The organism is Leisingera caerulea DSM 24564, assembly GCF_000473325.1.
GTDB classification, from domain to species: Bacteria; Pseudomonadota; Alphaproteobacteria; order Rhodobacterales; family Rhodobacteraceae; genus Leisingera; species Leisingera caerulea.
Window position 1 is genome coordinate 616188 of record NZ_KI421513.1, and the last position, 17559, is coordinate 633746.

Below are 17559 nucleotides of genomic sequence, written 5' to 3' on the forward strand. Positions count from 1 at the left end.
GACAGCGCGGAGGGACAGCGGACATGGAACAGATGATGGAACAAGCAGGCGCCTATTGGCCTCTGCTGGTAAGTGGCGCCAAGGCGCTGGTGGTGCTGATCCTCGGCTGGATTGCCACCGGCTGGATCAGCAGCGTGGTGCGGCGGCGGATCAACAGCACGCCGCAGATCGACCCGACACTGGGCAATTTTGCCGCCAGCACAGTACGCTGGGTGCTGCTCCTGGTGGTGCTGGTCGCCGTCCTCAACATCTTCGGGATCGAGGCCACCAGCCTGGTCGCCATGCTGGGTGCTGCCACCCTGGCGATCGGCCTGGCACTGCAGGGCACGCTCAGCGATCTGGCCGCGGGGTTCATGCTGATCCTGTTCCGCCCCTACAAGATCGGCCAGTTTGTCGATATCGGCGGCACCTCGGGCACTGTGAAGGACCTGAACCTCTTTGTGACCGAACTGGCGACGCCGGACAACGTGCAGATCATCGTGCCCAACGGCCAGGCCTGGGGCGCGATCATCACCAACTTCTCGCACCACCCCACCCGCCGCGCCGACCTTGTGTTCGGCATCGACTATGGCGACAGCGCCGAAGAGGCCAAGGCAATCATCCTGGAGCAGGCGAATGCCGACCCCCGGGTGCTGCAGGACCCTGCCCCTTGGGTCCGGGTCACCAATCTGGGCGACAGCTCCGTCGATCTGACCGCACGGCTCTGGTGCAAGGCCGAGGATTACTGGGAGCTGAAATTTGCCCTGATGCAGGGTGTGAAAGAGGCGTTCGACGCCAAGGGCATCTCGATCCCCTACCCGCATACGGTGGAAGTCAAAAAAGAAGGCTGAGGCCCTCCCGCCCGTCTTCGGCCCCTGCGGGCCTCATCCCGTTGGGCCCGGCGCCCCGCCTGCGGCGGGGCGTCTTGCGGTTCGGCAGCAACCGGCTCAGCGCGAGCGGGCGGCCGTGGCGGCACAGGCGGCGGCCTGGCGCGCCCGCGCCGCACGGGCCCGCTCCAGCCGGCTGTCCTGCGGTGGTTCGGGCGGCCAGCCGCAGACCACCGTGCTCCCGTCCAGATCGGTAAAGGCCCACTGCGCGGCCAGCAGCTGGTAGCTTTTGACCTCCCAGCCGGAAGCATCAGGTTCAAACCGCAGCCGCCACGTGCCCCGCACCTGGACCGGCAGCCGCAACTGCTGGATCCGGGTCATCGCCTCGTGCCCGGTCATTGCCGCGCGCACCCCCTGCGCCCGCAATTTCTTCATCCGCTCCACCAGGGCTGCCGCTTCGCGCATCCGGCGCCCGGCAAAAACCACCTCAATCTCGGTCCCCGGCCGGACGACCCCCTTCACCACCAGATCCCGGCGGTTGTTGCGGCTGAACACCGGCACCAGCTCCACCGGAACATCGCGCACTTCGCGCTTGAACAGGCCCGCGTCCTCAATCTGCGGGGTGATGTGCGAGGGAGGCCTGCGGCGGTTCTTCATGGCATGTCCCGGCATCGCCCGCAGAAGCGAGCAGCTGCCCTGTCTACTGTATGGTTTCTTTTCCGGCACCCTAGGCCGCGGCGCTTAACGAAGCGTTGAATGACCGCAAAAAGGAAAAACCGGCGCAAAAATCAGCGGCGACCGAGCGAGCGGGGCACCGCCGCGCCGCGCAAGGCGCGGCGCCACGCCCAACGCTGCATGGCGCTTCCCCGGAAGCGCCTTCAGGGACGGGAGAAACCCGTCTCAGCCGCGCGCTACCACCCGTTTCATGACCAGCGCCGGGGCGCCCTTGTACACCGCTTCGCCTGCAGGCGCGTATCCCAGCTTGCGCGCCACCTTCTGAGACGCCGCGTGAGAGGGGTCAAGGAGACAGGCGGTCTCCGCCCAATCCGTGGCCTCCGCCGCCCACTGATGGATACGGCGCACCGCTTCGGTTGCCAGCCCCCGGCCGTGCATGTCGGGCGCCAGCACCCAGCCCGCTTCGGGAATGCCAACCAGCGGCGGCTCCATCGCGCGCCGGTAATCGGCAAACCCCACCTCGCCGATGAATTTGCCGCTGCCGCGCAGGGTCACCGCCCAATAGCCATAGCCCAGCGCCTGCCAATGGCCGATATAGCGCAGCAGCCGGGTCCAGCTGTCCTGCAGCGTCGAAGGCTGGCCGGAGATGAACCGCACCACCTCCGGCTCTGCCCAGAGCGCCGCCACAGCTGCAAAATCCTGCACCCTATGCGGGCGCAGGATCAGCCGCTCCGTCTCCAGAACCGGACAGGTCATCCAGGCAGCTTGCCAGTCAGAACATAGCGCAGGATCTCCACAACCTGGCGCGGCTCCTCTGCCACTGCCAGCGCGGCTGCGTGGACCTCTTTCAGCGCGTGCTGATGCTCCGGCGGGCTCAGCACGATAACCGACTTGCCCAACGCGGCGGCATAGCCCGCGTCAAAGGCCGCATTCCACTGCTTGTATTTGTCGCCAAAGCGCACGACGACCACATCAGCGTCCGAGATCCCCTTGCGGGTGCGGATCGCATTGACCATCGCGCCCTTGTGGTCGTGCCAGTACTTGTTCTCCTCGGCGCCGAGAATAGCCACGCCGCAATCGTCGCTGGCGCCGTGATCGGTAACCGGCGCGCTGAAGCTCACCTCCAGCCCCTCTGCGCCTTCAATAATCTGCTCCCGCCAATCGGTGTGAATCTCACCCGAGAGATATACCTTCAATGCCACGTCTTGTCCTTTCCTGCGCCAGCCTGCGGGGCAGCGGCCAAGGCAGCCGTGACCTCATCATCGCTGGTCTGTGCAAAATCCCTGTAATGCGCGCCGACCGCCCAGAATTCCCTGGGGCTCAGCAGGCAGACCAGAGTATCTACCAGCGGGCGCAGTTCGTCCACTGCTTCCGGCGGCGCCACCGGCACCGCCAGGATCACCTCTGCCGGCTTGCGCTCCTTAAGCCAGAAATGCGCCGCCATAAAGGTCGCGCCGGTCGCGATGCCGTCATCCACCACGATGGCTGTGCGGCCTTCCAGCTCCACCGGCGGGCGCCCTTGCAAATAGCCGGCGCGGCGGGCGGCATTTTCCTCCCGCGCCCCGGCAACCTGCGACGCGAAATCCTCCGGCTTCATGCCGGTGGCCTGCAGCAGGGCGCCGTTGAATATGGGATTGCTGCCCTCGGCCAGCGCACCCGCCGCCAGCTCCGGGTTGGAGGGCATGCCGATCTTGCGGATCAGGATCAGGTCCAGCGGCGCGTTCAGCTTCTGCGCAATGGGCAGCGCCACAGGAACCCCGCCCCGCGGCAGCGCCAGCACGACAGGGTCTGTCATCGGCAGTTCAGCCAGTTCCTCGGCCAGCTGAAGCCCGGCAGAAATCCGGTCCTCGAACATAAGGGCCTCCACCCCGTAACCTAGCGCGGCGGGGTAAAAGGCAACGCCTCAGCAGCGCCGGGCCACCAGATAGCGCCCGGGCGTGTCCGCCGGGTAGTTGCCGGTCTCGATGATTTCGAAGCCTGCGCGCTGCACCGCAGCCTCCAGCGTGCGGATATCCAGGAAATCCACATAGCTGGGCGCCTTGCCCGCCAGCCGCATCAGCGGGATGGCCACGGTATACAGCCAATATTTCCAGGATCCCCGCGCCTCGCCCAGGCAGGGTGTCTTGGAAATAAACAGCCCGCCCTCGGGCAGCTTGGCGGCAATCGAGGCCAGCGCCGCCTCCAAATCCGGCAGCAGATGCAGCAGGTTGAAGGCCATCACTGCATCAACCGGGCCGTCCGGCGCGCTCTGCACATCGCAGCAGCGGAAATCCACATTGGCAGCCGCCGCATTCCAGGCCCTCTCCCGCCCCACCTTCAGCATCTCCTCCGACAGGTCGGTGGCAATGATTTCACCCGCGTTTGGCGCCAGCGCAATCGCGGTGGAGCCGGTGCCGCAGCCCAGCTCCAGCACCCTGTCGCTGTCTCTAAGGTAAGACCGGGTCCGTTCCAGCGTGTAGCGGTAGGCGTCCAGGTCGCGGATCGGCGACTCGGCGTATTTCGGGGCAATCCTGTTCCAAAAGCGGGCGTCGGCTGTCATGGCGGCTCTCCTTGCTGGACTTGAGCCTATCCATGCAGGAACCACAGATAAATTGCCGAAATCCGCAAGGTTGTTATACATATTTGCATGGAAAACCCCGACTGGAACCATATCCGCGCCTTTCTGGCCACCGCCGAGACCGGATCGCTGTCCGCAGCCGCGCGCAAGCTCGGCCTGACCCAGCCGACGCTGTCGCGCCAGGTGGCGGCGCTGGAGGCGGAACTGGGCGTGCTGCTGTTTGAACGTGTGGGCCGCGCGCTGGCCCTGACCGAAGCGGGGCACGAGCTGCTGACTCACAGCCGCAAGATGGGCGAGGCCGCCAACGGGCTGCGGCTGGCCGCCACCGGCCAGGCGCAGTCCATCGAGGGCACGGTGCGGATCACCGCCTCGGATGTGATGTCGGCGCATGTGCTGCCGCCGGTGCTGCACCAGCTGCGCCAGCGGGCGCCGCGCCTGACGATTGACGTGGTGGCAGCCAATGACATCCGCGACCTGATGCGGCGCGAGGCCGATATCGCCATCCGCCACGTCCGCCCCGAGCAGCCCGAGCTGATAGCCCGCCTGGTGCAGGAGGCCACCGCCCGTTTCTATGCCGCCCCCAGCTATCTGGAGCGGCGCGGGCGGCCCGCCTTGCCGGCGGATCTGGCGGCTCATGACTTCGTAGGCTTTGCCGACGTGGACCGATCAATCGCCTTCATGGCGCCGCTGGGCATCCATCTGACAGCGGACAACTTCCGCATCAGATCCACCAGCGGCCTGGCCTCCTGGGAGCTGGTGAAACAGGGCTTCGGCGTGTGCCCGATGATGGACGATGTGGCCGCCGTCACGCCGGGGGTGGAGCGGCTGCTGCCGGGGATGGAGCCGCTCACCTTTCCGGTCTGGCTGACCACCCACCGCGAGCTGCACACCAGCCGCCGTATCCGCCTGGTTTTTGACCTGCTGGCGGAGTTCTTTGCCGCCAGGTGACAGAAAAGGCGGCGCCCGTCAGGTGCGCCGCCCAAAAGCTTTCCTCAAAACTTTTACCAAGGCTTTTCAAAAAAGCCTTGGTCCCGGCTCACCCCCGCAGGGTGCCACCGGTTGCCTTGGTCACCTTGGCGATGATCTTGTCGCTCACCGCCTCGATGTCCTTCTCCTTCAGCGTCTTGTCACTGGGCTGCAGCCGCACGGTGATCGCCAGCGACTTCTTGCCCTCGCCCAGGGAGCCGCCGATGAACTCGTCAAAGACGCGCACATCCTCGATCAGCGCCTTGTCGGCACCGGCGGCGGCATTGACCAGGGTCAGCGCCTCGACGTCCGCATCGACCACAAAGGCAAAGTCCCGCTCCACCGCCTGCAGGTCGCTGATCGCGAGCGCCGGCCGGGTTGCACCGGATTTGCGCGGCAGCGGCACCTCATCCGGGAAGATGGTGAAGGCCACGGCAGCGCCCTTGATCCCCATCTGCTTCACAACCTTCGGATGCAGTTCGCCAAAGACGCCCAGGGTCTTTTTCGGACCCAGGCAGATGCGGCCATGACGGCCCGGGTGCCACCAGCTGGCGCCGCCGCGCAGGATCTGCACCTTGGCCGGCGCACCGATGGCGGCCAGCACCGCCTCGGCGTCCGCCTTGGCGTCGTAGAGATCCACCGCGCGCGAGGCGCCATGCACGTCCTTGGGCCCGGTGCGGCCCACCAGCAGGCCCGCGATCTGGGTCACCTGCTCGCCCGGCTCGCCGCCGGTGAAGGCAGGGCCCGCCTCAAACAGCGCCAGGTCCATATAACCGCGCGCCTGGTTGCGGGCCGCGGCCTGCAAGAGCCCTGCCAGCAGATCCGGGCGCATGTGCGACATCTCCGAGGAGATCGGGTTGGCCAGCATCGTGGCATCATCCCCGCCGCCGAACAGCGCGGCCGAGGCCTTGTCGATAAAGCTGTAGCTGACGATTTCATTGTAGCCGAGGCTGGCGCAGGTGCGGCGCGCCATCTGCTGGCGGCGCTGCTGCGGCGTCATCACCGGCTTCGGGATGCCGTCGGTCAGCCGCGGCAGCGGCTTGCCCTGCAGCTTGGTCAGCGAGGCAATGCGCGCGACCTCCTCGACCAGGTCGGCCTCGCCCTGCACATCCGGGCGCCAGCTGGGCACATGCGCCATGTTGCCCTCCAGGCGGAAGCCCAGGCGGGTCAGGGTCTGGCGCTGGTCGCTTTCCGGGATTTCCATGCCCACCAGCGACTGCACCCGGCCGCTGTCCAGCTTGTAAGCGCGCGAATGATCCGGCACGTCGCCCGCAATCACCACCTCCGACGGCTCGCCGCCGCAGATGTCCAGGATCATCTGGGTCGCCCGGTGCAGGCCCTCGATGGTGTATTCCGGATCCACCCCGCGCTCGAACCGGTAGCGCGCGTCGGAGTTGATCTTGAGCGCCCGGCCCGCCATGGCGATCTGCACATGATCCCAGAACGCGCTCTCCAGGAACACATCCATGGTTTCCTCGGTGCAGCCGGTTTCCTCGCCGCCCATGATGCCGCCGATGCTCTCCACGCCTTTTTCGTCGGAGATCACCATATGGCCCGCACCCAGGGTGTATTCCTTCTCATCCAGCGCCACCAGCGTCTCGCCGCCCTGGGCGCGGTGCACCCGCAGGTCACCGGATACCTTGGCCGCATCGAACACATGCAGCGGGCGGTTCTGGTCGAAGGTGAAGAAGTTTGTCACATCCACCAGCGCCGAGATCGGGCGCAGGCCGATCGCCGTCAGCCGGTCCTGCAGCCACTGCGGGCTGGGGCCGTTCTTCACGCCCTTGATCAGGCGGCCGGCGAACAGCGGGCAGCCGTCCAGGGTGTCCTCGTCAATGGTCACCTTGATGGGGCTCGCGAAATCCCCGGGCACCGCCTCAAACGCGCGCGTCTTCAGGGTGCCCAGACCCCGCGCCGCCAGGTCGCGGGCAATGCCGTAAACTCCCAGCGCATCGGGACGGTTCGGGGTGATCGCGATCTCGATGACCGGGTCGACCTTGGCCGGATCGTTTTCCGCCAGCCAGTCCACGAAGCTGTCGCCAACCTTGCCGGAGGGCAGTTCGATGATGCCGTCATGCTCTTCCGACAGCTCCAGCTCGCGCTCGGAGGCCATCATGCCAAAGCTCTCGATGCCGCGGATCTTGCCGACGCCGATGGTGATATCCAGGCCCGGGACATACATGCCCGGCTTGCAAACCACCACGGTGATGCCTTCGCGCGCGTTCGGCGCGCCGCAGATGATCTGCAGCTCGCCCTCGTCGGTGTCCACCTTGCAGACCCGCAGCTTGTCGGCATCAGGGTGTTTCTCGGCGTGCGTCACATAGCCAAGCTTGAAATCCTTCAGCGCATCGGCCGGGTTGACGACCCCTTCGACTTCAAGGCCCAGGTCGGTCAGGGCGTCGGTGATCTCCGCCACCGAAGCATCGGTGTCGAGGTGGTCTTTCAGCCAGGAAAGCGTGAATTTCATCGGTCGGGGACCCCTTGGCAGACATGCAGTTTGCCAGAGGCAATGGCAAAGAATGCGCCAAGGTTCAAGGGCGCAGCGCAGATGCCCTCAAGGATAGCTGGGAGTGAGGTTCAAAAGCTCATCCAATTGCCGCCCGATCCAGCCGTGCGGGATGAAATGGCCGCCGGGGTGGGTGTCCAGCACGACCTGGCCTTGCGCGCAGCCCGCCCACACGGTGCGCTCCAGCTTCAGCCACTCCACCGCCTGCCACTGCCCCAGCACCCGCGCTGCGCCGCAGCCCAGCCGCGCCCGCCACAGCGCCACCGGATAGGTCCGCTCGCCGCCGGGGCCATAGGGAAAATCCATCACCCTGTCCTTCAGCCCGTGCACGTGGCGCACCTCGCGCGGGGCTTCAGGGCAGTCCTCGCTCTGCCGGAGGGTCCCGGCCACCGCCATCAATGCGGCCACATCATTGCCGCTGTGGCAGACATAGCGCCAGGCCATGGCAGAGCCGTAGGAGTAGCCTGAAACGTATATGCGCTCGGGATCAACGGGATAGCGCTTGGCGACGTCCTCCAGCACCCGGTCGGCAAAGGCGGCATCCTCTGTGTCAGCCGACCAGAAATCCCAGGTCTTGCACCGTCCGTTCGGTGTCACCAGCAAGACACCCCGGCGTTTGGCCGATGCCCCAACCCGGTCGCTGTTCTGTGCATGCACCCCGGTCCGCGCCCAGCCGTGAAAATGCAGCAGCACCGGCAGCGGCGAGACCCCGTCCCAGCCCTCCGGCTCCATCACGTGATAGGAGCGGTCCCCCAGCACACAGGGCGTTGCGCCAAGGCACTCAGCCGTTTTCGGCGGCCCCATGGCGGCAGCGGCAGTGGCCCACAGCAGGGCGGCGGTGAAGGCTAGAACGGCCTGGATCATATGTGCGAGCGTAGCCGCGGAGCGGCAGCTGTCACGTCACAACTTTGTGGGATGACTTTGAACGTTTAAGCCGCGCCATCGCCTGGCCGCGGGGAGGCGATCCGACGGTGGTGTCTGGCAGTTTATGCCGGCCAACTCCGCAGGACGTCTAACTGGAGCGCCTGCGTCACCAAATCGCCTGCCCGTGCGGGCGGTCTCTCGAGCATTGCTCAGCAATGCACTGCCGACAGGCGATGGCAAGCAATCGCCGAAAGGCAAGCGATGGCGCGGCGGCCTGCGGCCTTGGTCCTGCGCTGGGGGGCATCCAATGGCAGGAATATTCCAGTCTAGAGGTACCCGTTGCGACAAATCACAGAGCATCGACCCTGCCCTGTGTGTGGGGGTAGTGCGCGATGCAAGCTTCGCTCAGCGGTATCTCATCTTGAAGTATCCGATTTAACCGAGCTCTAGACCCAACTTTTCGGCAGCCTCTTTCTTTAAGAACGCTATAGCCAAGTCTTTCATCAAAGTGAGGGTCGCTCCCCCCATTTGAGCGGCGCCATCTTTGGTTTTTTGCCAAACATTTTCGTCGCGTATCGCGTCCAGATAATCATGACCCGCCCAACTGATGGTGAGAAATTCGCCCGGAGGATCGTCCTCGTCAGCTAACGTCGCATTCCGAAGTAGCCCCGCCTCCCACATTAGCGAAATTTGGTAGTGATCATGCTCTGACCAATCAGCGCCTTTTTGTGCTCCAGCAGGGTATCCGCCTGTTGGTTTAAACCGACCGCCCGGGAGCTCTGACAATATGATCAGCAGTTCCCGAATGCGGTCGAAGTCGCGTTTCACCTGCTCAAACCGCCATGCAGCGCCGGCATATCGAGGCTCTGGAAGCCATAGTGGCGCAGCCAGCGCAGGTCGCTGTCGAAGAAGGCGCGCAGGTCCGGGATGCCGTATTTCAGCATCGCCAGGCGGTCGATGCCAATGCCGAAGGCAAAGCCCTGATAGATCTCCGGGTCGATGCCGCCCGCCGCGATCACCTTGGGGTGCACCATGCCGGAGCCGAGGATCTCCATCCAGTCGTCGCCCTCGCCGATCTTCAGCGCACCACCCTCCCAGGAGCAGCGGATGTCGACCTCTGCCGACGGCTCGGTGAAGGGGAAGTGCGAGGCGCGGAAGCGCAGCTCGACGTCGTCCACCTCGAAGAAGGATTTGACGAATTCCTCCAGCACCCACTTGAGGTTCGCCATCGAGATGTCCTTGTCCAGCGCCAGGCCTTCGACCTGGTGGAACATCGGCGTGTGTGTCTGGTCATAGTCGGCGCGGTAAACGCCGCCCGGGCAGATGATGCGCAGGGGCGCGCCCATCTTTTCCATCGAGCGGATCTGCACCGGCGATGTATGGGTGCGCAGCACATGCGGCGGACGGTTGTCGCCTTCCGCACGGTGCATGTAGAACGTGTCCATCTCGGCGCGCGCCGGGTGGTGGCCCGGAATGTTCAGCGCATCGAAGTTGTACCAGTCGGTGTCAATCCGCGGCCCCTCAGCGACGGAGAAGCCCAGTTCGGCAAAGATCGCGGTGATCTCTTCCTGCACCTGGCTGATCGGATGCAGGCTGCCTTGGCGAGAGGGGCGCGACGGCAGGGTCACGTCCAGCCATTCAGTGCGCAGACGCTCATCCAGCGCGGCATCTTCCAGCCCCGCCTTCTTGGCTGCCAGCGCCGAGTTGATCTCATCCTTCAGCGCGTTCAGCGCCGGGCCCGCCACCTGGCGTTCCTCGGGGGTCATCTTGCCCAGCTCGCGCATCTTCAGCGCCACTTCGCCCTTCTTGCCGACCGCGGCAAGGCGGATCGCCTCCAGCGCCGCCTCGTCGGCGGCCTCTGCAATCTGACCCAGGTATTTGGCTTTAAGATCGTCCATCACGGCCCCTCGAATTCTGCTGATGCCCTGCTACCACAAGGGCGCGCGAAAGCAAGAGGGCGGCGGCGGAAGCCCGGCGGGTGTGTCGCCGCGGCGCGGCCGCGCCTGAAACCCTGCCCGTTTTGTGATACACTCAGGCAAATCTTTTCAGCAGCAGCGGAGGGCACAGCCATGGCACATGTGGATTGGTATATCGAGGGCCGCAGCTTCGGGAACTGCAACTGCAACTACGGCTGCCCCTGCCAGTTCGAAGATCTGCCCACCCACGGCAATTGCACCGGGTTCGAGGTGCTGCATATCGACAAGGGGCATTTTGGCGGGACCGACCTGACCGGCGCCCACTGCGCGTTGCTTTATGCCTGGCCCGGCCCGATCTACGAGGGCAAGGGCGCATTGCAGACGATCATCGACGACCGCGCCTCTGACGCCCAGCGCGCGGCGCTGGAAACCGTGCTTCTGGGCGGTGAAACGGATGAGGAAGCCACCCACTGGTGGGTGTTCCGCGCCATGTGCGACACCGTGCACGAGACGCTGATCAAGCGGATCGACTACGAGGTGGACATTGAAAACCGCACCGCCAGGCTGGATATCGACGGGCTGGTCACCTCCACCGGCCGCCCGATCCAGGCCCCGCACGGCGGCGGCCCGCACCGGGTCCGCATTGATATCCCCGGCGGTATCGAATTCACGCTTGCGGAAATAGGCAGCGCCTCCACCACATCCAACGCAGCGATCAAGCTGGACCTGGACGACAGCTATGGCCAATGGGCCGTCATCCGCCACGGCCCGCACGGGATTGCCGCCTGAGGCAGCCTCAGCTTAGAAGCATCCAAGCGCCCATGCCCGCCATCATCAGGTTTTCGGTGAGCGAAACAAACCCTAACGGCACCTCGCTGCTGCCGCCCATGCAGGCGCATTTCAGCTCCCGCTTGTCAATATAGACCGCTTTGAACACTGAAACCGCGCCAATGGTGCCGATCACCAGCGCCAGCGGCGCCGCCAGCCAGATCAGCACGCCCGCCAGCATCAGAAGGCCCGCCAGCCCTTCGGCGAAGGGATAGATATAGGCATAGGGCACAAACCGGCGCGCCAGCAGGTCATAGTTCAGGAACATGCTGGAGAAGCTTTCCACGTCGCGCAGCTTCTGCAGCGCCAGAAGGCACATGGAAACGGCGACAAACCATTGCAGCGTGCGCCCGCCCGCAAGCGTGCCAAAGGCAGCCCACTGCACCGCCAGCGCAATCCCCAGCGCCATGGCAAACAGCGCAATCACCGGCACATAGGTGGTCTCCCCCTCGGCGCGGACCGGGACGCCGAAATGGGCGCGCAGATCCTCATAGCCGCCAATCCGCTCGCCGCCGATATAGGTCTGCGGCGTGGTTTCGACCCCCGCCCGCGCCTGAAAGCGCTCAACCTCCTCGCGGGTGGTCAGCCGGTGATCCTCAACCTCAAGCCCTTTCCAGCGCAGCAGCGACTTTGACTTCAGCCCGTAGGGGCACAGATGGCCCGGCATATCCATCCGGTAGAGTTTTGCGGTGTTGCGTGCGGCATCCGTGTGCGCGGGGTCTGCGGCGGTCATTGCGTGCTCCTGTTCCGGTCCCGGCCAATGGGTTGGCGTCACCGGCTCAACGCCGTGCCCCCGCCCTAAAGTTCCGCCTGGTTTTCCCGGGTTCGCATACCGCGGCGGAGAAACGGCATTTGGGCCGCAAGAACGGCCTCTTAGCGCTTGCCAGACGGGTACTTGCATGCGCACTTTATCCCGCAGCTTCGAAATTCGGATATATCTTCATGCCTACGCATATGGACCGCACAACGCTGACCTGGAAGGTCACCCCTGACCTTCTCGGCGTCGTCGACGCCTCTGGCATCTTCACCGACACCAACCCCGCCTGGTACACCACGCTGGGCCTGCTGCCCGAGGACATCGAGACCCGCCAGTTCTTCCATTTTGTGCATCCGGACGACATCTCCCGGACAGAGGCTGCGTTTGAGCGGGTCAAGCACGGCCATCCGGTGCTGCAGTTCGAAAACCGCTACCGGCACAAGGACGGCTCCTACCGCTGGCTGTCCTGGAACGCGGTGCCGGAGGGGGACAGGTTCTTCTGCAGCGCCCGGGATGTCACCCGCGCCAAGGAAAACGAAGCCCATCTGGCCACGCGCGAGCAGGAGGCCCGTTTCCGCGAGCAGTTCATCGCGGTGCTGGGCCATGACCTGCGCAATCCGCTGTCGGCGGTCGGCGCGGCGCTGCGGCTGCTTGAGAACGAGCCGCAATCCGCCAAGGCGCTGGAGATCCTTTCCCTGGGCCGCCAGTCCGTCACCCGCATGTCGTCGCTGATCAACGACATTCTCGATTTCGCCCGCGCCCGCCTGGGCAATGGGATCGAGATCGGCCACCCCGAAAAGACAGACCTGCGGCCGGTGCTGAGCCAGACGGTAGAGGAGATCCGGCTGGCCAACCCGGACACGGATCTGCGCGAGGAGTACAGCTTCCAGGATCCGCTCGCCTGCGACCCGGAGCGCATGGCCCAGCTGGTGTCGAACCTGCTCTCGAATGCGGTCACGCATGGCACGCCGGGCAAACCGGTCACGGTGACCGCCAGTGACGACGGCGATAATTTCATCCTGTCCGTCGCCAATGCGGGCAAACCGATCCCGCAAGAGACGATGGACCTTCTGTTCGAACCCTTCACCCGCGCTGAGATGCGGGCCTCGCAGAACGGGCTGGGCCTGGGTCTGTTCATCGCCCAGCAGATCGCCAAGGGCCACGGCGGCCTGCTGACGGCGCAATCGGACGAACAGCAAACCGTGTTCACCCTGCGGATGCCCCGAAGCTGAGCAGCACCGACAAGGCTTTTGAATGAATTTCCACGCGCGCCCAGCCGGTTGCTTATTTAACGCAATTTGAAGATATCATTTTAAAGACGAATCCTAAAGTAGATGCGCAACCTCTGATTGTTCATCATTCAGCGAAAGGGATTGCAATGGACGGCGCATTCAGCAAGGAACTTCCGGTATTTTCCCAGAACGAGATCAAGGACCTCAAACAGAGCGGCGGCAAGTTCGTCAAGCACCACATGGGCGGCGGCGGCGGCAGCCGGTTCGACCATGTTTCCCTGCGCGAGTTGCGCCTCGAATCCGGCGAACTGATTGAAGCCATCATTCTCAACGGCGAGCGCCATGGCGGCAAGGGCAAGGATAAGAGCAACTCGGTCACTCTGTCGCCAGATGTTCTCGTCCAGGATATCGGCTACAGCGTAAGCGACGGCTTTCTCAGCGGGCTCCGGTTCCACTTTACAGATGGAACAACACTTCAGGGCGGCGTCCTGAATGACGAAAAACTGCTGTCTGCGGAACTGGGCTGCTCCCAGCAGGAACTGCTTGTGATCGCCTTGGGCGGCAGCAGCGGGAAGTTCCTCGATTCCCTCGATGCCGTCTGCGTGGTGGGCTACAGCAGAAGCACGGTCCTTGCCCGGGACGTCACCGCCATTGTCGGAGCGATCACACCCGGGATGGAGCTCTCCGAATATACCGAAGTTGCCTCCCGCAAAACGGAATCCTACGAACGCGCGCTGTCCCAGACCCACAGCGTGACAACCAGCGCCTCCGTTTCCGGCACCTATTACGTCACCGCCTCGGTGGAAACCGAATACGCTTACAAGTGGTCCGACGATAGGACGATCGGCCGGGACTTCGAAGAAGTGCTCGCAAGCAAAGCAACCCAGAATATCAGCGTGCCCGAGCACGCCTGGGCCTATCTGAAAGTCACCCGGGGCGACATTATCTCACCGGACGGGAGCCCGGACAAAAGCGTGTTCATTCCGTCCGGCAACAACGCAATCAACTACCGGCTGGCCGACGAACATTCATACACCAACCTGGCTGGGCACTATGACCTGAACGGCTATTGCGCAAATCTGCCTGCGGACCGTGTTTCGACACGGCTGGACGCAACCACCGGCCTGATGATCGTGGAATGCAGCTAGGGCTCCGCCGCTGCCGACTGTGCCCCAAAACAAGAAAGGCCGCTCCAGCTGGAGCGGCCTTTCCTGATTTCAGATCCGTCTGGAGCCTTAGGCTGCCAGCGCGTCCTGTGCCTGGCGCACGATCGCACCGAAGGCTTCGGGCTCGTGCACGGCCAGGTCGGCCAGAACCTTACGGTCCACTTCGATGCCGGCCAGGTTCAGGCCGTTGATGAAGCGGGAGTAGGTCAGCGCTTCGTCGTGCGAACGCACAGCCGCGTTGATCCGCTGGATCCACAGCGCGCGGAAGTTGCGCTTGCGGTTCTTACGGTCGCGGGTTGCGTACTGGTTCGCCTTGTCGACGGCCTGACGGGCAACCTTGAAGGTATTCTTGCGGCGGCCATAGTAACCTTTGGCTGCCTTGATGACCTTCTTGTGACGGGCGTGAGTCGTGGTACCACCTTTAACGCGGGACATATCTCAATCTCCTCTTAGCGGTCGTAGGGCATGAAGCCCTTGACGATCTTTGCGTCGGGTGCCGACAGGACCGTGGTGCCGCGGGCATCACGGATGAATTTCTTGGTGCGTTTGATCATGCCGTGGCGCTTGCCGGCCTGACCTGCGATGACCTTGCCAGTGGCGGTCACCTTAAAGCGCTTCTTGGCGCTCGATTTCGTCTTCATCTTGGGCATTTCCGTCTCCTTCAATGCAGGTTCGCTAGACGCGCGACTCGGCATGCCTCGACGGCCGGCCGCGCGGAACAGAGCTGCCCTTTAAGCAATGCCCGCCCGGGGGGCAAGCGGAATCTCTGGAATTAGCGCCGAGGACCCCGGAAATACGCACACCGCGCGTCTTTCCCGGCATCCGAGCCGGGTGTCGCCGCCCGGCACAGATGCCGGACGGGCACCGCCCGCCCAAGGCGGCAGCATGGGGGGGGCTCAACGCCCCCGGCAATCAGTCCCCTGACCGGGGTATGGTTACTCCGGGTCGGTGCTGTAAATCAACCGCTCGTCACAGGGGGCGATGCGCAGAATGTTGGTGGTGCCCGGCACGTTGAACGGTACCCCCGCGGTGACCACGATCTGGTCGGTATCACCCGCATAGCCGCCCGCCCGCGCCGCCCGCGCCGCGTTCACAACCGCGCCTTTGAAGCGGTCCAATTCCGGTGTCATCACGCATTTGCAGCCCCAGCTGAGGCACAGCCGGCGGGCCGTGGCGCTGACCGGGGTCATCGCGATGATCGGCACGCCGGGGCGCTCGCGCGCGGTCAGCAGCGCTGTGGTTCCTGATTGGGTGAAACAGCAGATCGCCTTGATCTCTGTCTTCTCCGCGATCTCCCGCGCCGCGGCGACGATACCGTCAGCCACCGTGGTGCCCTTGGCCGAACGCGAGGCGGCGATGATCTGGGAATAGGTCGGGTCGGCCTCGACCTCGATCGCCACCTTGTCCATGGTCTGCACCGCCTGCACCGGATACTGGCCCGCGGCGCTCTCGGCGCTCAGCATCACCGCATCGGCGCCTTCATAGATGGCGGTTGCCACGTCAGAGACCTCGGCACGGGTCGGCATCGGGCTTTCGATCATGCTCTCCAGCATCTGGGTCGCCACGATCACCGGCTTGGCCGCCGCCCGGCACTTGCGCACCAGACGCTTCTGGATCGGCGGCACCGCCGCCACCGGCAGCTCCACCCCCAGATCGCCGCGCGCCACCATGATGCCGTCAGAGGCATCAAGGATGGCCTCGAAATCCTCCACCGCCTGCGGCTTCTCAATCTTCGACAGCACCGCCGCGCGGCCATCCGCCAGCGACCGCGCCTCGTAAACATCCTTGGCCCGCTGCACAAAGGACAGCGCCAGCCAGTCCACCCCCAGATCGCAGACAAACTCCAGATCCGCGCGGTCCTTCTCCGACAGGGCGGCCAGCGGCAGCACAACGTCGGGCACGTTCACCCCCTTGCGGTTGGAAATCGTGCCGCCGGTTTCCACCGTGCAATCGGCAAAATCCGGGCCGCAGGCGTCCACCGCCAGGCGGATCTTGCCATCGTTGACCAGCAGATGCGCCCCCGGCTCCAGCGCCTGGAAGATTTCCGGGTGCGGCAGGCACACGCGGCCGGCATCGCCCTCCGCCTCATCCAGATCAAGGCGGAACTTGGCGCCCTCCTCCAGCTCCTCGGCTCCGTTGGCAAACACGCCGACCCGCAGCTTGGGGCCCTGCAGATCCGCCAGAATGGCGATCGGGCTGTCCAGGTCCTTTTCGACCTGACGGATGATCTTGTGCTTTTCGGCAATCTCCGGGTGGCTGCCGTGCGACATGTTCAAGCGGAACACATCGGCGCCGGCCTCATGCAGGGCGCGGATGGTTTCATAAGTCTCCGAAGCCGGCCCCAGGGTGGCAACAATCTTGACATTGCGCGAGCGTTTCATAGGGGTCTACTCCTCCGGACCTGAAATATGTTATCGCAAACAGCGTTGAGCTGCTTATCCCCTAATTCCCATTTTCCCGCAACTCCCCTAAACAGCCGTCACCAAAAGATGACAGGTTCATGACATATACACCCTATTTCGTGCACGGCGCCGACCGCCCCGCCCGCTGGCTGATCACCTGCGACCATGCGACCAACGTTGTGCCGCCCTTTGCCGGCGGCGGCGATTTGGGCCTCCCGCGCGAGGATATGGAGCGCCACATCGCCTATGACGTCGGCGCCTATGAGGTGTCAAAACTGCTGGGCGAGATGCTGGACGCGCCGGTGGTGGCCTCGAATTTCTCCCGCCTGGTGATTGACCCCAACCGAGGCGAAGACGATCCGACCCTGTTGATGAAGCTTTATGACGGCACCATCATCCCTGCCAACCGCCACGCGGGCGCGGCAGAGCTGAAAAAGCGGCTGGAGAACTGCTACCGCCCCTACCACCGGGCGCTGGCGCGGCTGGCGGAACGGCCCCGCACGGTCATCGTCTCGGTCCACAGCTTCACCCGCCAGCTGCGCGGCCGCCCCCCGCGCCCCTGGGAGATCGGCATCCTGTTCCCCAAGGGCGAGCGGTTCTCCCCCTTCGTGGTTGATGAGCTGAACCGCGAGGACGGCCTCTGCGTCGGGGTCAATGAACCCTACACCGGCCACCTGCCCGGCGACGCGATTGAGACCCACGCCACCAAGCCCGGCCGCCCCAACACGCTGATCGAGCTGCGCAATGACCTGATTGCCGAATACACCGGCCAGCACGCCTGGGCCGAACGCCTGGCCCGCATCCTGCCCAGGGCACTGGACGCCTCCGGTCTCTGAACCGCAATCCGGAACGCATTCCGTCTCGGAAAACACGTGATTTCCGGG

The 17559-nt window shown here is 64.6% G+C and carries 19 protein-coding genes; 6 read left to right on the forward strand and 13 right to left on the reverse strand.

Annotation, left to right across the window (positions count from 1 at the left end):
* Nucleotides 1-23: 23 nt before the first annotated feature.
* The gene (locus CAER_RS0110210; protein ID WP_027235260.1) at nucleotides 24-830 is read left to right on the forward strand and encodes a mechanosensitive ion channel family protein; all 807 of its coding nucleotides are present in this window, start codon (nucleotides 24-26) and stop codon (nucleotides 828-830) included.
* Nucleotides 831-926: 96 nt separating this feature from the next.
* Here the strand turns inward: CAER_RS0110210 and CAER_RS0110215 are convergent, their stop codons facing one another.
* The 5 genes from CAER_RS0110215 to CAER_RS0110235 form a co-directional block, all read right to left on the reverse strand.
* Entirely contained in the window at nucleotides 927-1463 is a 537-nt protein-coding gene (locus CAER_RS0110215; protein ID WP_027235261.1) for a hypothetical protein, read from the reverse strand.
* Between the two features lie 243 nt (nucleotides 1464-1706).
* Entirely contained in the window at nucleotides 1707-2237 is a 531-nt protein-coding gene (locus CAER_RS0110220) for a GNAT family N-acetyltransferase (RefSeq protein WP_027235262.1), read from the reverse strand.
* On the reverse strand, nucleotides 2234-2683 hold the full coding sequence (locus CAER_RS0110225) for a YtoQ family protein (protein WP_027235263.1): 450 nt from the start codon (nucleotides 2681-2683) through the stop codon (nucleotides 2234-2236). The genes CAER_RS0110220 and CAER_RS0110225 overlap by 4 nt, the downstream gene beginning before the upstream one ends.
* Nucleotides 2674-3336, reverse strand: coding sequence for a phosphoribosyltransferase (locus tag CAER_RS0110230; RefSeq protein WP_027235264.1), 663 nt, complete (start codon nucleotides 3334-3336; stop codon nucleotides 2674-2676). The genes CAER_RS0110225 and CAER_RS0110230 overlap by 10 nt, the downstream gene beginning before the upstream one ends.
* Before the next feature lie 48 nt (nucleotides 3337-3384).
* Nucleotides 3385-4020, reverse strand: a complete 636-nt coding sequence (locus CAER_RS0110235; RefSeq protein ID WP_027235265.1) for a class I SAM-dependent methyltransferase — start codon at nucleotides 4018-4020, stop codon at nucleotides 3385-3387.
* A gap of 87 nt (nucleotides 4021-4107) precedes the next feature.
* Between CAER_RS0110235 and CAER_RS0110240 the strand changes: the two genes are divergently transcribed.
* Nucleotides 4108-4986: a LysR family transcriptional regulator gene (locus tag CAER_RS0110240; protein WP_027235266.1), complete on the forward strand. Its 879-nt coding sequence runs from the start codon at nucleotides 4108-4110 to the stop codon at nucleotides 4984-4986.
* A gap of 88 nt (nucleotides 4987-5074) precedes the next feature.
* On the opposite strand, the gene pheT is transcribed toward CAER_RS0110240, so the two are convergent.
* The 4 genes from pheT to pheS all read right to left on the reverse strand — a co-directional run bounded on the left by pheT (nucleotide 5075) and on the right by pheS (nucleotide 10272).
* Nucleotides 5075-7471, reverse strand: a complete 2397-nt coding sequence (pheT, locus tag CAER_RS0110245) for a phenylalanine--tRNA ligase subunit beta (RefSeq protein WP_027235267.1) — start codon at nucleotides 7469-7471, stop codon at nucleotides 5075-5077.
* A gap of 87 nt (nucleotides 7472-7558) precedes the next feature.
* On the reverse strand, nucleotides 7559-8374 hold the full coding sequence (locus tag CAER_RS0110250) for a CE1 family esterase (RefSeq protein ID WP_027235268.1): 816 nt from the start codon (nucleotides 8372-8374) through the stop codon (nucleotides 7559-7561).
* A gap of 435 nt (nucleotides 8375-8809) precedes the next feature.
* Nucleotides 8810-9202 (reverse strand): DUF2513 domain-containing protein, encoded by a 393-nt coding sequence (locus tag CAER_RS29245; RefSeq protein WP_154667763.1) that lies wholly within the window; start codon nucleotides 9200-9202, stop codon nucleotides 8810-8812.
* Nucleotides 9199-10272 (reverse strand): phenylalanine--tRNA ligase subunit alpha, encoded by a 1074-nt coding sequence (gene pheS, locus CAER_RS0110260; RefSeq protein ID WP_027235269.1) that lies wholly within the window; start codon nucleotides 10270-10272, stop codon nucleotides 9199-9201. The genes CAER_RS29245 and pheS overlap by 4 nt, the downstream gene beginning before the upstream one ends.
* A 171-nt stretch (nucleotides 10273-10443) precedes the next feature.
* On the opposite strand from pheS, the gene CAER_RS0110265 reads away from it, so the two are divergent.
* Nucleotides 10444-11079 (forward strand): DUF1326 domain-containing protein, encoded by a 636-nt coding sequence (locus tag CAER_RS0110265; RefSeq protein ID WP_027235270.1) that lies wholly within the window; start codon nucleotides 10444-10446, stop codon nucleotides 11077-11079.
* Between the two features lie 7 nt (nucleotides 11080-11086).
* Here CAER_RS0110265 and CAER_RS0110270 read toward each other — a convergent pair whose 3' ends face one another.
* Nucleotides 11087-11851: a MauE/DoxX family redox-associated membrane protein gene (locus CAER_RS0110270; protein WP_027235271.1), complete on the reverse strand. Its 765-nt coding sequence runs from the start codon at nucleotides 11849-11851 to the stop codon at nucleotides 11087-11089.
* Between the two features lie 209 nt (nucleotides 11852-12060).
* Between CAER_RS0110270 and CAER_RS0110275 the strand changes: the two genes are divergently transcribed.
* The gene (locus tag CAER_RS0110275) at nucleotides 12061-13107 is read left to right on the forward strand and encodes a PAS domain-containing sensor histidine kinase (protein WP_245597350.1); all 1047 of its coding nucleotides are present in this window, start codon (nucleotides 12061-12063) and stop codon (nucleotides 13105-13107) included.
* 146 nt (nucleotides 13108-13253) lie between these two features.
* A complete protein-coding gene (locus CAER_RS0110280) occupies nucleotides 13254-14255 on the forward strand; it encodes a jacalin family lectin (RefSeq protein ID WP_027235273.1) in 1002 nt (333 codons plus the stop codon).
* An 87-nt stretch (nucleotides 14256-14342) separates the two neighbouring features.
* Here the strand turns inward: CAER_RS0110280 and rplT are convergent, their stop codons facing one another.
* The 3 genes from rplT to pyk form a co-directional block, all read right to left on the reverse strand.
* Nucleotides 14343-14708 (reverse strand): 50S ribosomal protein L20, encoded by a 366-nt coding sequence (gene rplT / locus CAER_RS0110285; protein ID WP_008206278.1) that lies wholly within the window; start codon nucleotides 14706-14708, stop codon nucleotides 14343-14345.
* A gap of 14 nt (nucleotides 14709-14722) precedes the next feature.
* Nucleotides 14723-14923: a 50S ribosomal protein L35 gene (gene rpmI / locus CAER_RS0110290; RefSeq protein ID WP_008557770.1), complete on the reverse strand. Its 201-nt coding sequence runs from the start codon at nucleotides 14921-14923 to the stop codon at nucleotides 14723-14725.
* Nucleotides 14924-15208: 285 nt separating this feature from the next.
* Nucleotides 15209-16654: a pyruvate kinase gene (gene pyk, locus CAER_RS0110295; protein ID WP_027235274.1), complete on the reverse strand. Its 1446-nt coding sequence runs from the start codon at nucleotides 16652-16654 to the stop codon at nucleotides 15209-15211.
* A 119-nt stretch (nucleotides 16655-16773) separates the two neighbouring features.
* Here pyk and CAER_RS0110300 point away from each other — a divergent pair, with 119 nt between their 5' ends.
* Nucleotides 16774-17511, forward strand: a complete 738-nt coding sequence (locus tag CAER_RS0110300) for an N-formylglutamate amidohydrolase (RefSeq protein WP_027235275.1) — start codon at nucleotides 16774-16776, stop codon at nucleotides 17509-17511.
* Nucleotides 17512-17559: the final 48 nt, after the last annotated feature.